15 protein-coding genes are annotated in these 16071 nt (G+C 70.5%); 5 read left to right on the forward strand and 10 right to left on the reverse strand.

The window, feature by feature from the left end; all coding sequences use genetic code 11:
* Window positions 1-5: 5 nt before the first annotated feature.
* The 6 genes from IE311_RS05715 to IE311_RS05740 form a co-directional block, all read right to left on the reverse strand.
* Window positions 6-1274, reverse strand: a complete 1269-nt coding sequence (locus IE311_RS05715; RefSeq protein ID WP_187624021.1) for a cysteine desulfurase — start codon at window positions 1272-1274, stop codon at window positions 6-8.
* Window positions 1271-2035 (reverse strand): Fe-S cluster assembly ATPase SufC, encoded by a 765-nt coding sequence (gene sufC, locus IE311_RS05720; RefSeq protein ID WP_073806607.1) that lies wholly within the window; start codon window positions 2033-2035, stop codon window positions 1271-1273. The genes IE311_RS05715 and sufC overlap by 4 nt, the downstream gene beginning before the upstream one ends.
* Before the next feature lie 7 nt (window positions 2036-2042).
* Window positions 2043-2360: a bifunctional 3-phenylpropionate/cinnamic acid dioxygenase ferredoxin subunit gene (locus tag IE311_RS05725; RefSeq protein ID WP_030322524.1), complete on the reverse strand. Its 318-nt coding sequence runs from the start codon at window positions 2358-2360 to the stop codon at window positions 2043-2045.
* A complete protein-coding gene (gene sufD, locus IE311_RS05730; RefSeq protein ID WP_189830465.1) occupies window positions 2360-3541 on the reverse strand; it encodes a Fe-S cluster assembly protein SufD in 1182 nt (393 codons plus the stop codon). Before sufD ends, IE311_RS05725 begins: the two co-directional genes overlap by 1 nt.
* A gap of 68 nt (window positions 3542-3609) precedes the next feature.
* Window positions 3610-5025: a Fe-S cluster assembly protein SufB gene (gene sufB, locus IE311_RS05735; RefSeq protein ID WP_189830466.1), complete on the reverse strand. Its 1416-nt coding sequence runs from the start codon at window positions 5023-5025 to the stop codon at window positions 3610-3612.
* The gene (locus IE311_RS05740) at window positions 5022-5747 is read right to left on the reverse strand and encodes a helix-turn-helix transcriptional regulator (protein ID WP_189830467.1); all 726 of its coding nucleotides are present in this window, start codon (window positions 5745-5747) and stop codon (window positions 5022-5024) included. The genes sufB and IE311_RS05740 overlap by 4 nt, the downstream gene beginning before the upstream one ends.
* A 339-nt stretch (window positions 5748-6086) precedes the next feature.
* Between IE311_RS05740 and IE311_RS05745 the strand changes: the two genes are divergently transcribed.
* The 3 genes from IE311_RS05745 to IE311_RS05755 all read left to right on the forward strand — a co-directional run bounded on the left by IE311_RS05745 (window position 6087) and on the right by IE311_RS05755 (window position 8831).
* Complete coding sequence (locus IE311_RS05745) at window positions 6087-7025, forward strand: ABC transporter ATP-binding protein (protein WP_189830468.1); 939 nt, start codon at window positions 6087-6089, stop codon at window positions 7023-7025.
* Entirely contained in the window at window positions 7022-7789 is a 768-nt protein-coding gene (locus IE311_RS05750; RefSeq protein ID WP_189830469.1) for an ABC transporter permease, read from the forward strand. Before IE311_RS05745 ends, IE311_RS05750 begins: the two co-directional genes overlap by 4 nt.
* Window positions 7790-7862: 73 nt before the next feature.
* Window positions 7863-8831, forward strand: a complete 969-nt coding sequence (locus tag IE311_RS05755) for a COX15/CtaA family protein (RefSeq protein WP_229901762.1) — start codon at window positions 7863-7865, stop codon at window positions 8829-8831.
* Between the two features lie 87 nt (window positions 8832-8918).
* On the opposite strand, the gene IE311_RS05760 is transcribed toward IE311_RS05755, so the two are convergent.
* The 4 genes from IE311_RS05760 to IE311_RS05775 form a co-directional block, all read right to left on the reverse strand.
* Window positions 8919-9791 carry an immunity 49 family protein gene (locus IE311_RS05760; protein WP_229901747.1) on the reverse strand — a complete coding sequence of 291 codons (873 nt, stop codon included), beginning with the start codon at window positions 9789-9791 and terminating at the stop codon, window positions 8919-8921.
* A gap of 90 nt (window positions 9792-9881) precedes the next feature.
* Complete coding sequence (locus IE311_RS05765) at window positions 9882-11024, reverse strand: amidohydrolase family protein (protein WP_189830472.1); 1143 nt, start codon at window positions 11022-11024, stop codon at window positions 9882-9884.
* Between the two features lie 75 nt (window positions 11025-11099).
* The gene (locus IE311_RS05770; RefSeq protein ID WP_189830473.1) at window positions 11100-11420 is read right to left on the reverse strand and encodes a hypothetical protein; all 321 of its coding nucleotides are present in this window, start codon (window positions 11418-11420) and stop codon (window positions 11100-11102) included.
* A 146-nt stretch (window positions 11421-11566) separates the two neighbouring features.
* A complete protein-coding gene (locus tag IE311_RS05775; RefSeq protein WP_189830474.1) occupies window positions 11567-12514 on the reverse strand; it encodes a heme o synthase in 948 nt (315 codons plus the stop codon).
* Window positions 12515-12828: 314 nt separating this feature from the next.
* On the opposite strand from IE311_RS05775, the gene tkt reads away from it, so the two are divergent.
* A complete protein-coding gene (gene tkt, locus IE311_RS05780) occupies window positions 12829-14916 on the forward strand; it encodes a transketolase (RefSeq protein ID WP_189830475.1) in 2088 nt (695 codons plus the stop codon).
* A gap of 36 nt (window positions 14917-14952) precedes the next feature.
* Entirely contained in the window at window positions 14953-16071 is a 1119-nt protein-coding gene (tal, locus tag IE311_RS05785) for a transaldolase (protein ID WP_189830476.1), read from the forward strand.

The raw sequence follows: 16071 nt of genomic DNA on the forward strand, positions 1-16071 counted from the left end.
AGCCCCTACCCGAAGAAGTTCCGTACGTGCTCGAGTCCCGCGACCAGGGCGTCGACCTCGGCCGGGGTGGAGTACAGATAGAACGACGCCCGCGTGGTCGCAGGAATTCCGTACCGCAGGCAGACCGGCCGCGCGCAGTGGTGGCCGACCCGGACGGCGATGCCCTCCTCGTCGAGGACCTGACCCACGTCGTGCGGGTGGATGTCGCCGAGCGTGAAGGAGATCGCCGCGCCGCGGTCCTCGGCCGTGGTGGGGCCGATGATCCGCAGGTCCGGAACCTCCTGGAGGCGCCGGACGGCGTACTCGGTGATCGCGTGCTCGTGGCGCGCGATGTTCTCCATGCCGATCGCCGACAGGTAGTCCACGGCCGCGCCGAGGCCGACGGCCTGGGCGATCGGGGGCGTACCCGCCTCGAACTTGTGCGGGGCCGGCGCGTACGTCGAGGAGTGCATCGAGACGGTCTCGATCATCTCGCCGCCGCCGAGGAAGGGCGGGAGGTCCTCCAGGAGCTCCTGCCGTCCCCACAGCACGCCGATGCCGGTCGGGCCGCACATCTTGTGGCCGGTGAAGGCCACGAAGTCGGCCTGGAGCGCCTGCACGTCCAGGACCATGTGCGGGGCCGCCTGCGAGGCGTCGATGCAGACCAGCGCACCGACCTCCTGGGCGCGACGGATGATCGTCTCCACCGGGTTGATCGTGCCCAGCAGGTTCGAGACCAGCGTGAACGAGACGATCTTGGTCTTCTCGGTGATGACCTCCTCGATGTTCGAGAGGTCGAGACGGCCGTCGTCGGTGAGGCCGAACCACTTCAGCTTCGCGCCCGTGCGCTGCGAGAGCAGCTGCCACGGCACGATGTTGGAGTGGTGCTCCATCTCCGTGATGGCGATCTCGGTCTCGTGGTCCACGCGGTAGGGCTCGTCGGCCCAGCCCAGCATGTTGGCCACGAGGTTGAGCGACTCCGAGGCGTTCTTGGTGAAGATCACCTCGTCGCGGCTCGGCGCGTTGATGAAGGCCGCGACCTTGTCACGGGCGCCTTCGTACAGCGCCGTCGCCTCCTCGGCGACCGTGTAGACGCCGCGGTGGACGTTGGCGTTGTGGCGCTCGTAGTACGTGTTGAGCGCGTCGAGGACCTGCCGCGGCTTCTGCGAGGTCGCCGCGGAGTCGAGGTACACGATCTTCTTGCCGTCGTGGACCACGCGATCCAGGAGCGGGAAGTCCTTGCGGATCGCCTCGGTGTCGAGGAGGCCGGAGAGCCCCTGATGGGCAGAAGTCACGCGGACGCGCCACCCTTCACGTACTTGTCGTAGCCCTCGTTCTCCAGGACGTCGGCGAGCTCGGCGCCACCGGACTCGGCGATGCGGCCGTTCGCGAAGACGTGCACGAAGTCGGGCTTGATGTAGCGGAGGATCCGCGTGTAGTGGGTGATCAGCAGGGTGCCGACCTCGCCGGTCTCGCGGACGCGGTTGACGCCCTCGGAGACGACGCGCAGGGCGTCGACGTCGAGGCCGGAGTCAGTCTCGTCGAGGATCGCGATCTTCGGCTTGAGCAGTTCGAGCTGGAGGATCTCGTGGCGCTTCTTCTCGCCGCCGGAGAAGCCCTCGTTGACGTTGCGCTCGGCGAAGGCCGGGTCCATCTGGAGCTGCTCCATCGCGGACTTGACCTCCTTCACCCAGGTGCGCAGCTTGGGCGCCTCGCCGCGGACGGCGGTGGCGGAGGTGCGCAGGAAGTTGGAGACCGAGACACCGGGGACCTCGACCGGGTACTGCATGGCGAGGAAGACGCCGGCGCGGGCGCGCTCGTCGACCGACATCTCCAGGACGTCCTCACCGTCGAGGGTGACGGTGCCGCCGGTGACCGTGTACTTCGGGTGGCCGGCGAGGGAGTAGGCCAGGGTCGACTTGCCGGAGCCGTTGGGGCCCATGACGGCGTGGGTCTCGCCCTGCTTGATGGTCAGGTCGACGCCCTTGAGGATCTCGCGGGGGCCGTTCTCCGCCTCGACGGAGACGTGCAGGTCGTGGATTTCAAGCGTTGCCATGGGTGACTCAGGACTCCTGGGTGACGGAGACGAGCACATCGTCCCCTTCGATCTTTACGGGGTAAACGGGCACGGGGCGCGTCGCGGGAAGGCCGGAGGGCTTGCCGGTCCGGAGGTCGAAGCTGGAGCCGTGCAGCCAGCACTCGATGGCGCAGTCCTCGACCTCGCCCTCCGAGAGGGAGACGTTCGCGTGCGAGCAGATGTCGTTGATCGCGAACACCTCGCCCTCGGTGTGCACGACCGACACCGGCGTGCCGTCGACCTCGACCCGCTTCGGGGTGTCGGCCTCCAGCTCGCTCAGCGCGCAGACTCGGACGAAGGCCATCAGACGGAGGCCTCCAGCTCGGCCTCGATCTTGGCGAGGAGGCGCTCCTGGACGTCCGGCAGACCGATCTGCTGGACGAGTTCCGCGAAGAAGCCGCGGACGACGAGGCGGCGGGCCTCGGCCTGCGGGATACCGCGGGACATCAGGTAGAAGAGCTGCTCGTCGTCGAAACGGCCGGTGGCCGAGGCGTGACCGGCGCCGGCGATCTCGCCGGTCTCGATCTCCAGGTTCGGCACGGAGTCGACCCGGGCGCCGTCCGTGAGGACCAGGTTCCGGTTGAGCTCGTACGTGTCGGTGCCCTCGGCGGCGGCCTGGATGAGCACGTCGCCGATCCAGACGGCGTGCGCGTCCTGGCCCTGCAGCGCGCCCTTGTAGGCCACGTTGGACTTGCAGTGCGGCGTGTTGTGGTCGACCAGGAGGCGGTGCTCCTGGTGCTGGCCCGCGTCGGTGAAGTACAGACCGAAGAGCTCGGCCTCGCCGCCGGGGGCCGCGTACGACACACGCGGGTGGATGCGGACGACGTCGCCGCCGAAGGTCACGACGACGGACTTGAAGGAGGCGTCGCGGCCGACCAGCGCGTTGTGCTGGGCGACGTGGACGGCCTTCTCGTCCCAGTCCTGGACGGAGACGACGGTCAGCTTCGCGCCGTCGCCGAGGACGTAGTCGACGTTGGCGGCGAGCACCGCGTCACCGGTGTGGTCGATGACCACGACGGCCTCGGCGAAGGCGCCGAGCTCGATGACCTGGTGGCCGAAGGCGACCCCGCCCTGGCCGTGCACCGCGATGCGGATCGGCTCGGTGAGGACGGCCTCCTTGGCGACGGTGACGACCGAGGCCTTCTCGAAGGAGGAGTACGCCTGGGCGGCGACGCGGTCGACCGGCTTGCCGGCCTTGCCGAGACGCTCGTCCTCACGGCCGACGGTCTCCACGGTGACGCCCTCGGGGGCCTCGATCTCGACCTTGACGCCCTCGCCGGACGCGACGGCGGTGCCGTCGTGCAGGCCGCGGAGTCGGGCGAGCGGGGTGAACCGCCACTCCTCCTCGCGGCCGTGCGGGACCGGGAAGTCCGCGACGTCGAAGGACGGGGGCGCGCTCATGCGCGTGGCGACGGTGGACTCGGCGGCCACCGCGATCGAGCCGGCGGTGGTGGAGCCCGCCGGGATGTTCTGAGCCTCAGCCATGGCTGTCGTGTTGCTCTCTTCCTGCGTACGTACGAAGTCGGTCGCTGCGAACGGGGGCGGTGGCGTCGTCAGCCGACCGCGCCTTCCATCTGCAGCTCGATCAGCCGGTTGAGCTCCAGGGCGTACTCCATTGGGAGTTCCTTGGCGATGGGCTCGACGAAGCCGCGGACGATCATCGCCATGGCCTCGAACTCGGTGAGGCCGCGGCTCATCAGGTAGAAGAGCTGGTCCTCGGAGACCTTGGAGACGGTGGCCTCGTGGCCCATGGAGACGTCGTCCTCGCGCACGTCCACGTAGGGGTACGTGTCCGAGCGGGAGATCGTGTCGACGAGGAGCGCGTCGCACAGCACGTTGGACTTGGCGCCCGGGGCACCCTCGCCGATCTCGATGAGACCGCGGTAGGAGGTGCGGCCGCCGCCTCGCGCCACCGACTTGGAGACGATGTTGGAGGAGGTGTTCGGGGCCATGTGGACCATCTTGGCGCCGGCGTCCTGGTGCTGGCCCTCGCCCGCGAAGGCGATGGAGAGGGTCTCGCCCTTGGCGTGCTCGCCCATCAGGTAGACGGCCGGGTACTTCATGGTGACCTTGGAGCCGATGTTGCCGTCGACCCACTCCATGGTGGCGCCCTCGTAGGCGACGGCGCGCTTGGTCACCAGGTTGTAGACGTTGTTCGACCAGTTCTGGATGGTCGTGTAACGGCAGCGCGCGCCCTTCTTGACGATGATCTCGACCACGGCGCTGTGCAGCGAGTCCGAGGAGTAGATCGGGGCGGTGCAGCCCTCGACGTAGTGGACGTAGGCGTCCTCGTCGACGACGATCAGCGTCCGCTCGAACTGGCCCATGTTCTCCGTGTTGATACGGAAGTAGGCCTGGAGCGGGATCTCGACGTGCACGCCCTTCGGCACGTAGATGAACGATCCGCCGGACCAGACGGCGGTGTTCAGGGAGGCGAACTTGTTGTCGCCGACCGGGATGATCGTGCCGAAGTACTCGCGGAAGAGCTCCTCGTGCTCCTTCAGCGCGGTGTCCGTGTCGACGAAGATGACGCCCTGCTCCTCCAGGTCCTCGCGGATCTGGTGGTAGACGACCTCGGACTCGTACTGGGCGGCGACACCGGCGACGAGGCGCTGCTTCTCCGCCTCGGGGATGCCGAGCTTGTCGTACGTGTTCTTGATGTCCTCCGGCAGGTCCTCCCAGGACTCGGCCTGCTTCTCGGTGGACCGCACGAAGTACTTGATGTTGTCGAAGTCGATGCCGGAGAGGTCGGAGCCCCAGGTCGGCATGGGCTTCTTGTCGAAGAGCCGCAGACCCTTGAGACGCAGCTTCAGCATCCACTCGGGCTCGTTCTTCTTCGAGGAGATGTCGCGGACGACGTCCTCGTTCAGACCGCGCTTGGCGGTGGCACCGGCGGCGTCGGAGTCGGCCCAGCCGTACTCGTACCGACCCAGGCCCTCGAGCTCGGGGTGGCTGATCTCGGTGGTCATGCGGGGTTCCTCCCGGCCGTACTTACGGATGCTGATTCGGTGGTCTGTGGGGCGCCGTGCGGGATGAACGTGGTGCAGACGCCGTCACCATGCGCGATGGTGGCCAGACGCTGGACGTGCGTTCCCAGGAGGCGGGAGAAGAACTCCGTCTCCGCCTCGCACAGCTGTGGGTACTGCTCGGCGACGTGGGCGACCGGGCAGTGGTGCTGGCAGAGCTGCTCGCCGACCGGCGCGTTCCGCGCAGTGGCAGCGTACCCGTCCGCGGTCAGGGCCTTGGCGAGCGCCTCGGTCCGCTGCGCGGGGTCGGCCGCCTCGACGGCCCGGCGGTACGTGTCCGCCTGGGCCTCGATCCGGTCGCGGGCGAAGGCTGCCACGGCGGCCTCCCCGCCCGCGTTGCGCTCGATCCACTGGAGTGCCTCGACGGCGAGGGAGTCGTACGACTGGTCGAAGGCGTCCCTGCCGCAGTCGGTGAGCGCGAAGACCTTCGCGGGGCGGCCACGGGCGCGGGCCCCGTAGACGCGCTGCTCGCGGGCCTCGACGACGTTCTCGGCCACCAGCGAGTCGAGGTGCCGGCGGACGGCGGCCTGGGTGAGGCGGAGCCGTCCGGCGAGGTCGGCGACGGTCGACGGCCCGTGGTCCAGGATCGACCGCGCCACCCGGTTGCGCGTCGAACGCTCACGGGTCGCGAGTTCCTCCACCGGAGCCGCGCCAACGTTTTTCACAACGCCATTGTTGCGTAATTAATCTCGGCCTGACAAGCGGCGCCGGGAGTGGTGGCGGTGCCGTGCGTCACTCAGGTAAGGCTTACCTGACCTGCGGAAATGATCATTCATAGGACGAATCACCGGCCCGATCCGGCCGCCCCCGCAAGCCCGTACGCGCAGGCCACACCGGCTCCGCGGCGCCGATGCCACCCGGTCACAGCGAACGGAAGACAGCGTTCCGGATCACCGGAACCTGCCGCTCCGTCCAAGATCGTCGCCGGGAAAATATCCCCGCCCGCCATCCGCCGACCGGCCCCGCGCCGGGAGGACCTCCGGCCCCTCTCTAGACTTCCCGTCATGCGCGGGACCAAGAACAGCGAGTCCGTCGTCCAGGTCCGTGGCCTGGTCAAGCGGTACGGAAGCAAGACCGCCGTCGACGGCCTCGACCTCGACGTACGGGCGGGCACCGTCACCGCCGTCCTCGGCCCCAACGGAGCCGGCAAGACCACCACCGTCGAGACCTGCGAGGGATACCGCAGGCCCGACGGCGGCACCGTGCGCGCCCTCGGCCTCGACCCGATCGCCGACGCGGCCGCCCTGCGCCCCCGGATCGGCGTCATGCTCCAGTCCGGCGGCGTCTACTCCGGCGCCCGCGCCGACGAGATGCTCCGCCACATGGCCAGGCTCCACGCCCACCCCCTGGACGTGGACGCCCTGATCGAGCGGCTCGGCCTCGGCTCCTGCGGCCGCACCACCTACCGGCGCCTCTCCGGCGGCCAGCAGCAGCGCCTCGCGCTCGCCATGGCCGTCGTCGGCCGCCCCGAGCTCGTCTTCCTCGACGAGCCCACCGCCGGCCTCGACCCGCAGGCCCGCCGCGCCACCTGGGACCTCGTCCGCGAGCTGCGCGCCGACGGCGTGACCGTCGTCCTCACCACCCACTTCATGCAGGAGGCCGAGGAGCTCGCCGACGACGTCGCCATCGTCGACGCCGGCCGCGTCGCCGCCCAGGGCAGCCCCGAGCAGCTGTGCCGCGGCGGCGCCGAGAACACCCTGCGCTTCACCGGACGCGCGGGACTGGACCTCGGCTCCCTGCTCAAGGCGCTGCCGGACGGCACGGCCGCGGCGGAGCCGCTCCCGGGCACGTACCGGATCACCGGCGCCGTCGACCCCCAGCTGCTCGCCACGGTGACCACCTGGTGCGCCCAGCACGGCGTCATGCCCGACGGCATCGCCGTCGAGCGCCACACTCTCGAGGACGTCTTCCTCGAACTGACGGGCAAGGAACTGCGGTCGTGAGCACTGGTACGTACGCCCCGAAGCCGGGCGCCGCCCCCGTCGGCCGGATGATCGCGGCGCAGACGGCCCTGGAGACCCGGATGCTGCTGCGCAACGGCGAGCAGCTGCTCCTCACCGTGATCATCCCTTCGCTGCTCCTGGTGCTCTTCTCCACGGTCGACATCGTGGACACGGGCGCGGACAAGGCGGTCGACTTCCTCGCCCCGGGCGTCCTCGCCCTCGCCGTCCTGTCGACCGCCTTCACCGGCCAGGCCATCGCGACCGGGTTCGAGCGGCGCTACGGGGTGCTCAAGCGCCTCGGCGCCTCGCCGCTCCCCCGCTGGGCGCTGATGGCCTCAAAGACGCTGGCCGTGCTGGTCACCGAGGTCCTCCAGATCGCCCTTCTGACGGCGATCGCGCTGGGTCTCGGCTGGTCCCCGCACGGCGACCCGTTCTCCGTGCTGCTCCTGGTGGTGCTCGGCACGGCCGCGTTCTCCGGCCTCGGACTGCTGATGGCGGGCACCCTACGGGCGGAGGCCACGCTGGCCGCCGCCAACCTGGTCTTCCTGCTGCTCCTGGTGGGCGGCGGCGTCATCGTCCCGCTGGCGAAGTTCCCGGACGCGGCCCGCTCGGTCCTGGAGCTGCTGCCGATCTCCGCCCTCTCCGACGGCCTGCGCGCCGTCCTCCAGGACGGCGCGGCTCTGCCCTGGGGCGACGCGCTGACCCTCGCCGTCTGGGCCGTCCTCGGCCTCGGCGCGGCGGCGAGGTTCTTCCGCTGGGAGTAGCGGCGGGGTCCCAGAGGGTGACGTTTCCCGACAAGGCACCCCTCGTGAAAGCGTGCACAAGCCCCGTCCTACGATAGGGCGCGTGCTGACCCCCCTCGCCTCCATCGCCAGGCGCTGGACCCCGTCCCCCAGGACGCTCCGGCGCGCCGCGCTCTCCGCCGTCGTGATGAGCGTCCTCATCGTCGTCACGGGTGGCGCGGTCCGGCTGACCGGTTCCGGTCTCGGCTGCGACACCTGGCCCAAGTGCACCGACGACAGCCTGATCGTGACGCCCGAGCAGGGCTACCGCGGCATGATCGAGTTCGGCAACCGGATGCTGACGTACGTCCTGTCGGCGGCCGTCGGCTGGGCGATCATCGCCGCCCGGTCCACCAAGCCGTGGCGCCGCAACCTGACCCGCTGGGCCTGGGCGCAGTTCTGGATCGTGATGAGCAACGCCGTGATCGGCGGCATCACGGTGTGGATGGGCCTGAACCCGTGGACCGTCGCCGGCCACTTCCTGGCCGCGAACGCTCTGATCACCGTCGCCGTCATCACCTGGCACCGGACGGGCGAGGGCGACAGCGCACCCCGCCCGCGGGTGCCGCGCCCGGTGCGGAAGCTCTCCTGGGCGATCACGCTCACTTCGGCCCTGCTCATCGTGCTCGGCACGACGGTGACCGGCGCCGGCAAGCACGCCGGCGACAGCAGCGACGTCCCCCGCATGCCGTGGGACTGGACGAACGCCGCCCACCTCCACGCCGTCGCCGCCTGGGTCGTCTGCGCCCTGGCGCTCGCGATGTGGCTGGTCCTGCGGGTGGTGGACGCCCCGCTCGACACCCGGGCCCGCGCCCGCGAGCTGCTGATCGTGCTGCTCGCGCAGGGCGCGATCGGTTACGTCCAGTACTTCACCGGGGTCCCCGAGCTCCTGGTCGCCGTCCACATGCTCGGCTCCTCTCTGATGTGGATCGCCGTCCTGCGCCTCGCCCTGAGCCTCCGCGAGCGCCCGGTTCCCGCCGCCGGCATCCCGGCCCAGGCCGACCCCGAGCTCGCGACCGCCTGAGGCTCGCCGGACGACGCCCGAGCCCGTCCGGGACCACCCGGATCCGCCCGGATCCCCGCCCGGGAGCGGGGGTCCGGGCGGATGCGGCTATACGGGGACCGGTGCGCGCAACAGCGCCTCGGGCAGGTAGCCGGAGCGGACGCCCGGCTCCCAGTCGTGCGCCAGGTGCGCGAGCGCGGCCGCCGCGACGGCGCCCACCGGCAGCAGGGTCCTGGGCGCCGGATCGGCTCCGACGCCCGCGCGGTGCTCCTCCAGCCGGTCCGCGAGCGCCTGCTCGAAGCCCTCGCGGTCGTCGTCGAGCAGCACGCGCAGCAGCCGCTGGTCGGGGCCGAGCGGGCCGGCCGCGTCGAGGGCCCGGGCCGCGCTCGCGCGCTTTTCGGCGTCGGGCCGGCGCACCGGGACGGCCCCGGGTACGGCGCCGGGGTGGCGCCCGCTCTCCACGGTCAGATACGCGCAGAGGGCGTCCATCTCGGCGAGGTCCGCCGGCTCCGAGACCGAGTCGAACCGTGAGTACGGCACTCCCGAGCGGATCGCGGGCGCGTAGTCCTTCACGAGCAGCGGACCGATCACCCGCCGCCGCTCCCAGACCAGCCCGCTGATCAGGCACAGGGCGAACGTGTCGACCCAGGTGCGCGCCGTGGGTGCCCGGTGCCCCGGGTCCGCGCCCTCGATGTAGAGCTGGTCGTCGCTGGAGAGCGTCCGGTCGACCAGGGGCAGCGGCACGTCCCAGTCCCCTTCGGGGAAGCACCCGACGCCCAGCACGCCGAGGGCGCACTCGGCGGCGGTGAGCAGCGCCGTCCTCGAGGATTCGGCGGCGAGCTCCGGGTCCTCGACGGTGCGGGCCCCGACGTGGTCGAGGAGTTCGTCGCGGGCCGCCCCGAGGCGCACGAGCGACATCCCGACGCCGTACCGGAGGTCGTGCCAGTGCTCGAAGGTCTGCCCCCGGACATCCTCGAGCACGCGTCCGATCCGTGCCCCGTCGACCTGGTGTCCTGTCACTTCCCGCATGGCGTCCGCTCCCCGTGATCCGTTCGATCTTGCCGGGGAACGCTACCAACGCGGTCCGACAGCGGGCCGCGCCAGCCGGTAGACCCGGCGGGCGTTGTCCCCCGCGATCATGGCGGCGACCCGCTGGGCGTCCGTACGGGACCAGGCGCCGTCCATGACCCATTCGCCGAGCACCCGGGTGAGCGCGGTGCGGAAGACGCTCGCGGCGACCACGTGGAGTTCGGGCAGTCCGTGGGCGCCGCTGGAGAAGAGCAGCTTCCCGAACGGCGCCCGCTCCAGGACCTCGGCGAGGACGGCGGCCGCCCGCGCCCCGGTGTGGGCGAGGACGGGTCCCAGGTCCGCGTACACATGGGGGTGCGCTCCGGTCAGCCGGGCGGCGGTGCGGTGGTGCGGATAGGAGTGCACCAGGACCAGGTCGGTGCCGAGTCCGCCGGTGGCGGCGGCGAAGCCGGCGACCGATGCGGGGTCCCGGTCCCCGGTGTGCAGCTGGAGGGGGCGCCCCGCGGTGACCGCGATCCAGAGCAGATGGCGGAGCAGGACGGGGTCGGTGAGCCGCCCTCCCGCCGGCCGTCCGGCGAGCCAGCGCCCCGCCGCGCCGCGCACCTCCCCGGGTCCCGGCGGCTCGGGCGTGTACGCGAGGCCTTGGCGTACACCCGCCACGGAGGCGAAGGCCACGGCGTTGACGGCGGCCCCGTGGACGGCCTCGGCGAGGTTGGCGAGAAAGGCGTCGACGGTCCCCGAGGTGTCGGCGATCTGTTCGGCGAGGGGTTCGAGGCGGACGATCTCGTGGGCCTCGGCGGCGCCGGTGGTGCCGAGCTCGGCGGGTCCCGTCAGATCGTCGGGGAGTCCGGTGCCGGCCAGCTGGTCCGGTAGCCCCGTGTCTACGAGATAGGTGGCGATCCCGGAGGCCCGGAGCAGGCGCCTGCCCGCCTCGGCGACGCCGAGCTCACGGCGGCGGGCGAGATAGCGGGCGGGCGGGCAGTGCGGTTCCAGACCGAGGAGCGGCGGGCACCAGCGGCGCACGGCGAAGCCGGTCTGGGTGTCGAAGAAGGTGGTGCCCGCGGCGGGCAGCGCGGTGCTCCCGCCGAGCTGGGCGCCGAGGTGGGCCTCGAAGGTGCCGAGGCCGAGCTCCGTACGGAGCACCCCGTGGCAGTACTGGTCCACCAGGCTCGGCGTGTCGATCATCTCGGGGGGCTCCCTGTGTGGACGTGTCGCGTCTCCACACGTCCTAACGGGTGAGCCCCGCGCGAGGTTGTTGGCTCAGCCGTTGGAGGGGCCGCCGATCTGGATACCGGCCATCCGGCTCCACTCGTACGGGCCCGTGGCGACCTTGGCGGCGAACTCGCCGTCGAACTCCTCGTGGAGGGTGAGACCGGCCTTCTCGGCGGCCTGCTGCGCGATCGCGTACGTGGGGGCCACCAGGTCGCCCCAGCCGCCGTCGGTGCCGACGAGGACGATCCGGGTGCCCGCCTGGCCGATGTGCGCGAGGTGGCCCTCGGAGCCGCCGTGCTCCTTGGAGAAGGCCTTGATCTCCTTGGCGAGCTTGGCCGCCTTGCGCTCTGCCTGCTTCGTTTCTGCCATGAAAAGGATGCTACCGAGGGGTAGATCTACTGGCGACGGCCGGGTCACGTGGCCTATCCCACGTAACCCGGCCGTCTGCCGGTCTGATCATCTGAGCGCCTGGCCCGTCCCCTCCGGAAGGGAGGGCCCGGGCCGGAGGAGACGGTCTAGCGGAGGAAGGGGTCCACCGCGACCGCCACGAAGAGCAGCGACACATAGGTGATGGACCAGTGGAACAGGCGCATCTCCTTGAGCTTCGCGCCGGTCGCGCCCGCGTTGGCGCGGTTGAGCAGCCCGTGCGCCTCCCAGAGCCACCAGCCGCCGGTCACCAGCGCCACCGTCAGGTAGAACCAGCCGGTGTAGCCGAGCGGCGTGAGCAGCAGCGAGACGGCGACCATCACCCAGCTGTACGCGACGATCTGCTTGGCCACGACCTTGTTGGAGGCCAGCACCGGGAGCATCGGCACGCCCGCGCGCGCGTAGTCGTCCTTCACCTTCATCGACAGCGGCCAGTAGTGCGGCGGCGTCCAGAAGAAGATGACGAGGAAGAGGATGATCGCGGCCCACGACATCGAGTTCGTGACGGCGGACCAGCCGATGAGCACCGGCAGACAGCCGGCGATGCCGCCCCAGACGATGTTCTGCGCGGTGCGCCGCTTGAGGATCATCGTGTAGACGACGACGTAGAAGAGGAGCGCGCCGAGCGAGAGGGCGGCCGAGAGCCAGTTGACGAGCAGCCCGAACCAGAGGGTGGAGACCACGGCGAGCGTGAGGCCGAAGACCAGGCCCTCGCGCGGCGTCAGGACACCGGTGACCAGCGGACGCTGGGAGGTGCGGTCCATCAGCGCGTCGATGTCGCGGTCGATGTACATGTTCAGCGCGTTGGCGCCGCCCGCCGACAGATAGCCGCCGAAGCAGGTGGCGAGCACCAGCCACAGGTCGGGCACGCCCTGCTCGGCGAGGAACATCACCGGAACGGTGGTGATGAGCAGCAGCTCGATGATCCGCGGCTTGGTCAGCGCCACATATGCCTTGACGCGGGCCCCGAACGGCCGATGGCCCCCCGGGCTGGGAGTCAAGACGACCCCTGCGGGTCGGGACTCGACGGCCGTCACGCACACCCCTGACAGAGAAATTCCCAGCAAGCCGCCCGGACGAAGACGGGGCAAAGCTTGCGCGTACCACGCCACTGTAGACGTTGCCCAGACGCCGATCTTCGCGGGGGTGGGGTCGTGTTGAGGGGGTGTGTCCCAAGGCGTGGACACGCTTCGGGAGGCGAACTCACACGGGCGGCGGCAGTCTTGCTGTGTCCGCTCATTTGAGGGGCATGCACACGAAAAGAGGGACGTTCCGGCGGGGGTAGGCTCGACAACGCCGGTACACCCTCAGTCACCGGCTTCAGACATGTGGAGAGGAGCCCTGACCCAGGGTGAGCACTAAGCCGACCACCACAGACCTCGAGTGGACCGAGTTGGACCAGCGCGCGGTGGACACCGCCCGCATCCTGGCGGCGGACGCCGTACAGAAGGTCGGCAACGGCCATCCCGGTACGGCGATGAGCCTGGCGCCCGCCGCGTACACCCTCTTCCAGAAGGTGATGCGGCACGACCCGGCCGACCCCGAGTGGGTCGGGCGCGACCGGTTCGTCCTCTCCGCGGGACACTCGTCCCTGACCCTCTACACCCAGCTGTACCTGGGTGGCTTCGGTCTCGAGCTGGACGACCTGAAGGCCTTCCGCACCTGGGGCTCGAAGACCCCCGGGCACCCGGAGTACGGCCACACCGCCGCCGTCGAGACCACCACGGGCCCGCTGGGCCAGGGTGTCGCCAACGCCGTGGGCATGGCGATGGCCGCCCGCTACGAGCGCGGCCTGTTCGACCCGGAGGCCGCCACCGGCGCCTCCCCGTTCGACCACCACGTCTACGCGATCGCCGGTGACGGCTGCCTCCAGGAGGGCATCTCCGCCGAGGCGTCCTCGCTCGCCGGCCACCAGAAGCTCGGCAACCTGATCCTGCTGTGGGACGACAACCACATCTCGATCGAGGGCGACACCGAGACGGCCGTGTCCGAGGACACGATGAAGCGGTACGAGGCGTACGGCTGGCACGTCCAGCGCGTCGAGCCGCAGGCCAACGGCGACCTGGACCCGGCCGCGCTGTACACGGCGATCAGGGCCGCCGAGGCCGAGACCGAGCGTCCGTCGTTCATCGCGATGCGCTCGATCATCGCCTGGCCCGCCCCGAACGCGCAGAACACCGAGGCCGCGCACGGCTCGGCGCTCGGCGACGAGGAGATCGCGGCCACCAAGCGCGTCCTCGGCTTCGACCCGGAGCAGACCTTCGAGGTCACCGACGAGGTCATCGCGCACACCCGCTCGCTCGGCGACCGCGGCCGTGAGGCCCGCGCCGCGTGGGAGAAGTCGCTCGCCGAGTGGCGTACGGCCAACCCGGAGCGCGCCGCCGAGTTCGACCGCATCCAGGCGAACGAGCTGCCGGCCGGCTGGGCCGAGAAGCTCCCGGTCTTCGAGCCGGGCAAGGGTGTCGCCACCCGCGCCGCCTCGGGCCAGGTCCTCAAGGCGCTCGGCGCGGTCATCCCGGAGCTGTGGGGCGGCTCTGCCGACCTCGCCGGCTCCAACAACACGACGATCGACAAGGACTCGTCGTTCCTGCCCGAGGGCAACCCGCTGCCGGAGGCCGACAAGTACGGCCGCACGATCCACTTCGGCATCCGCGAGCACTCCATGGCCGCGGAGATGAACGGCATCGCGCTGCACGGCAACACGCGCATCTACGGCGGCACCTTCCTGGTGTTCTCCGACTACATGCGCAACGCGGTGCGTCTGTCGGCCCTCATGCACCTCCCGGTGACGTACGTCTGGACCCACGACTCGATCGGTCTGGGCGAGGACGGCCCGACGCACCAGCCGGTGGAGCACCTGGCCTCGCTGCGCGCGATCCCCGGTCTCAACGTGGTCCGTCCGGCCGACGCCAACGAGACGGCCATCGCCTGGCGCGAGATCATGCAGCGTCACACCAAGGTCTTCGGCAAGGGCGCCCCGCACGGCCTCGCGCTCACCCGTCAGGGTGTGCCGACGTACGCGCCGAACGAGGACACGGTCAAGGGCGGCTACGTGCTCTTCGAGGCCGAGGGCGGCGCTCCGGAGGTCGTGCTGATCGGCACGGGCTCCGAGGTGCACCTGGCCGTCGAGGCCCGTGAGCAGCTCCAGGCCGCCGGTGTCCCGACCCGCGTGGTCTCGATGCCGTCCGTGGAGTGGTTCGAGGAGCAGGGCCAGGAGTACAAGGACTCCGTCCTGCCGCCGTCGGTGAAGGCCCGTGTCGCGGTCGAGGCCGGTATCGGTCTCACCTGGCACCGGTACGTCGGGGACGCCGGCCGGATCGTCTCGCTGGAGCACTTCGGTGCCTCGGCGGACGCGAAGGTCCTGTTCCGCGAGTTCGGTTTCACGCCGGAGGCGATCGTCGCCGCCGCCCGGGAATCGATCGCCGCCGCCGCGCGCTGACGCGCATACGTACGACTTAATGGAGATGGAATTCTCATGACAGACGCTCTCAAGCGCCTCTCCGACGAAGGCGTCGCGATCTGGCTGGACGACCTCTCGCGCAAGCGGATCACGTCCGGCAACCTGGCCGAGCTCCTCGACCAGAGCCATGTGGTCGGTGTGACCACCAACCCGTCGATCTTCCAGAAGGCGATCTCCTCGGGTGACGGTTACGAGCAGCAGCTCGCCGACCTCGCCGCCCGCAAGGTGACCGTCGACGAGGCCATCCGCATGATCACGACGGCGGACGTCCGCGACGCCGCCGACATCCTGCGGCCGGTCTTCGAGGCGACCGACGGCCAGGACGGCCGGGTCTCCATCGAGGTCGACCCCCGTCTCGCCCACGAGACGACCGCCACCATCGCCGAGGCCAAGCAGCTGGCCTGGCTGGTGGACCGCCCCAACACGCTGATCAAGATTCCGGCGACCAAGGCGGGTCTGCCGGCGATCACCGAGGTCATCGGTCTCGGCATCAGCGTCAACGTGACGCTGATCTTCTCGCTGGAGCGCTACCGCGCGGTCATGGACGCCTACCTGGCGGGTCTGGAGAAGGCCCGCGAGCGCGGCCTCGACCTCTCCAAGATCCACTCGGTGGCCTCCTTCTTCGTGTCCCGCGTGGACTCGGAGATCGACAAGCGCCTGGACGGCATCGGCACCGACGAGGCCAAGGCGCTCAAGGGCAAGGCCGCCCTGGCCAACGCCCGTCTCGCCTACGAGGCGTTCGAGGAGGTCTTCTCCTCCGAGCGCTGGACCGCCCTCGACAAGGCGCAGGCCAACAAGCAGCGTCCGCTGTGGGCCTCGACCGGCGTCAAGGACCCGGCGTACAAGGACACCCTGTACGTCGTGGACCTGGCCGCCCCCGGCACGGTCAACACCATGCCGGAGGCCACCCTGGAGGCCACCGCCGACCACGGCGTGGTCGAGGGTGACACCGTGCGCGGCACGTACGACCAGTCGCGGGCCGAGCTCGCGGCCGTCGAGAAGCTGGGCATCGCCTACGACGACGTCGTCCAGCTCCTCGAGGACGAGGGCGTCGAGAAGTTCGAGGCGTCCTGGAACGACCTTCTCAAGTCCACCGAGGCGGAGCTCCAGCGCCTCGCACCTTCGGAGGCGTAA

The organism is Streptomyces zaomyceticus (assembly GCF_014656215.1).
Taxonomy (GTDB): domain Bacteria; phylum Actinomycetota; class Actinomycetes; order Streptomycetales; family Streptomycetaceae; genus Streptomyces; species Streptomyces zaomyceticus.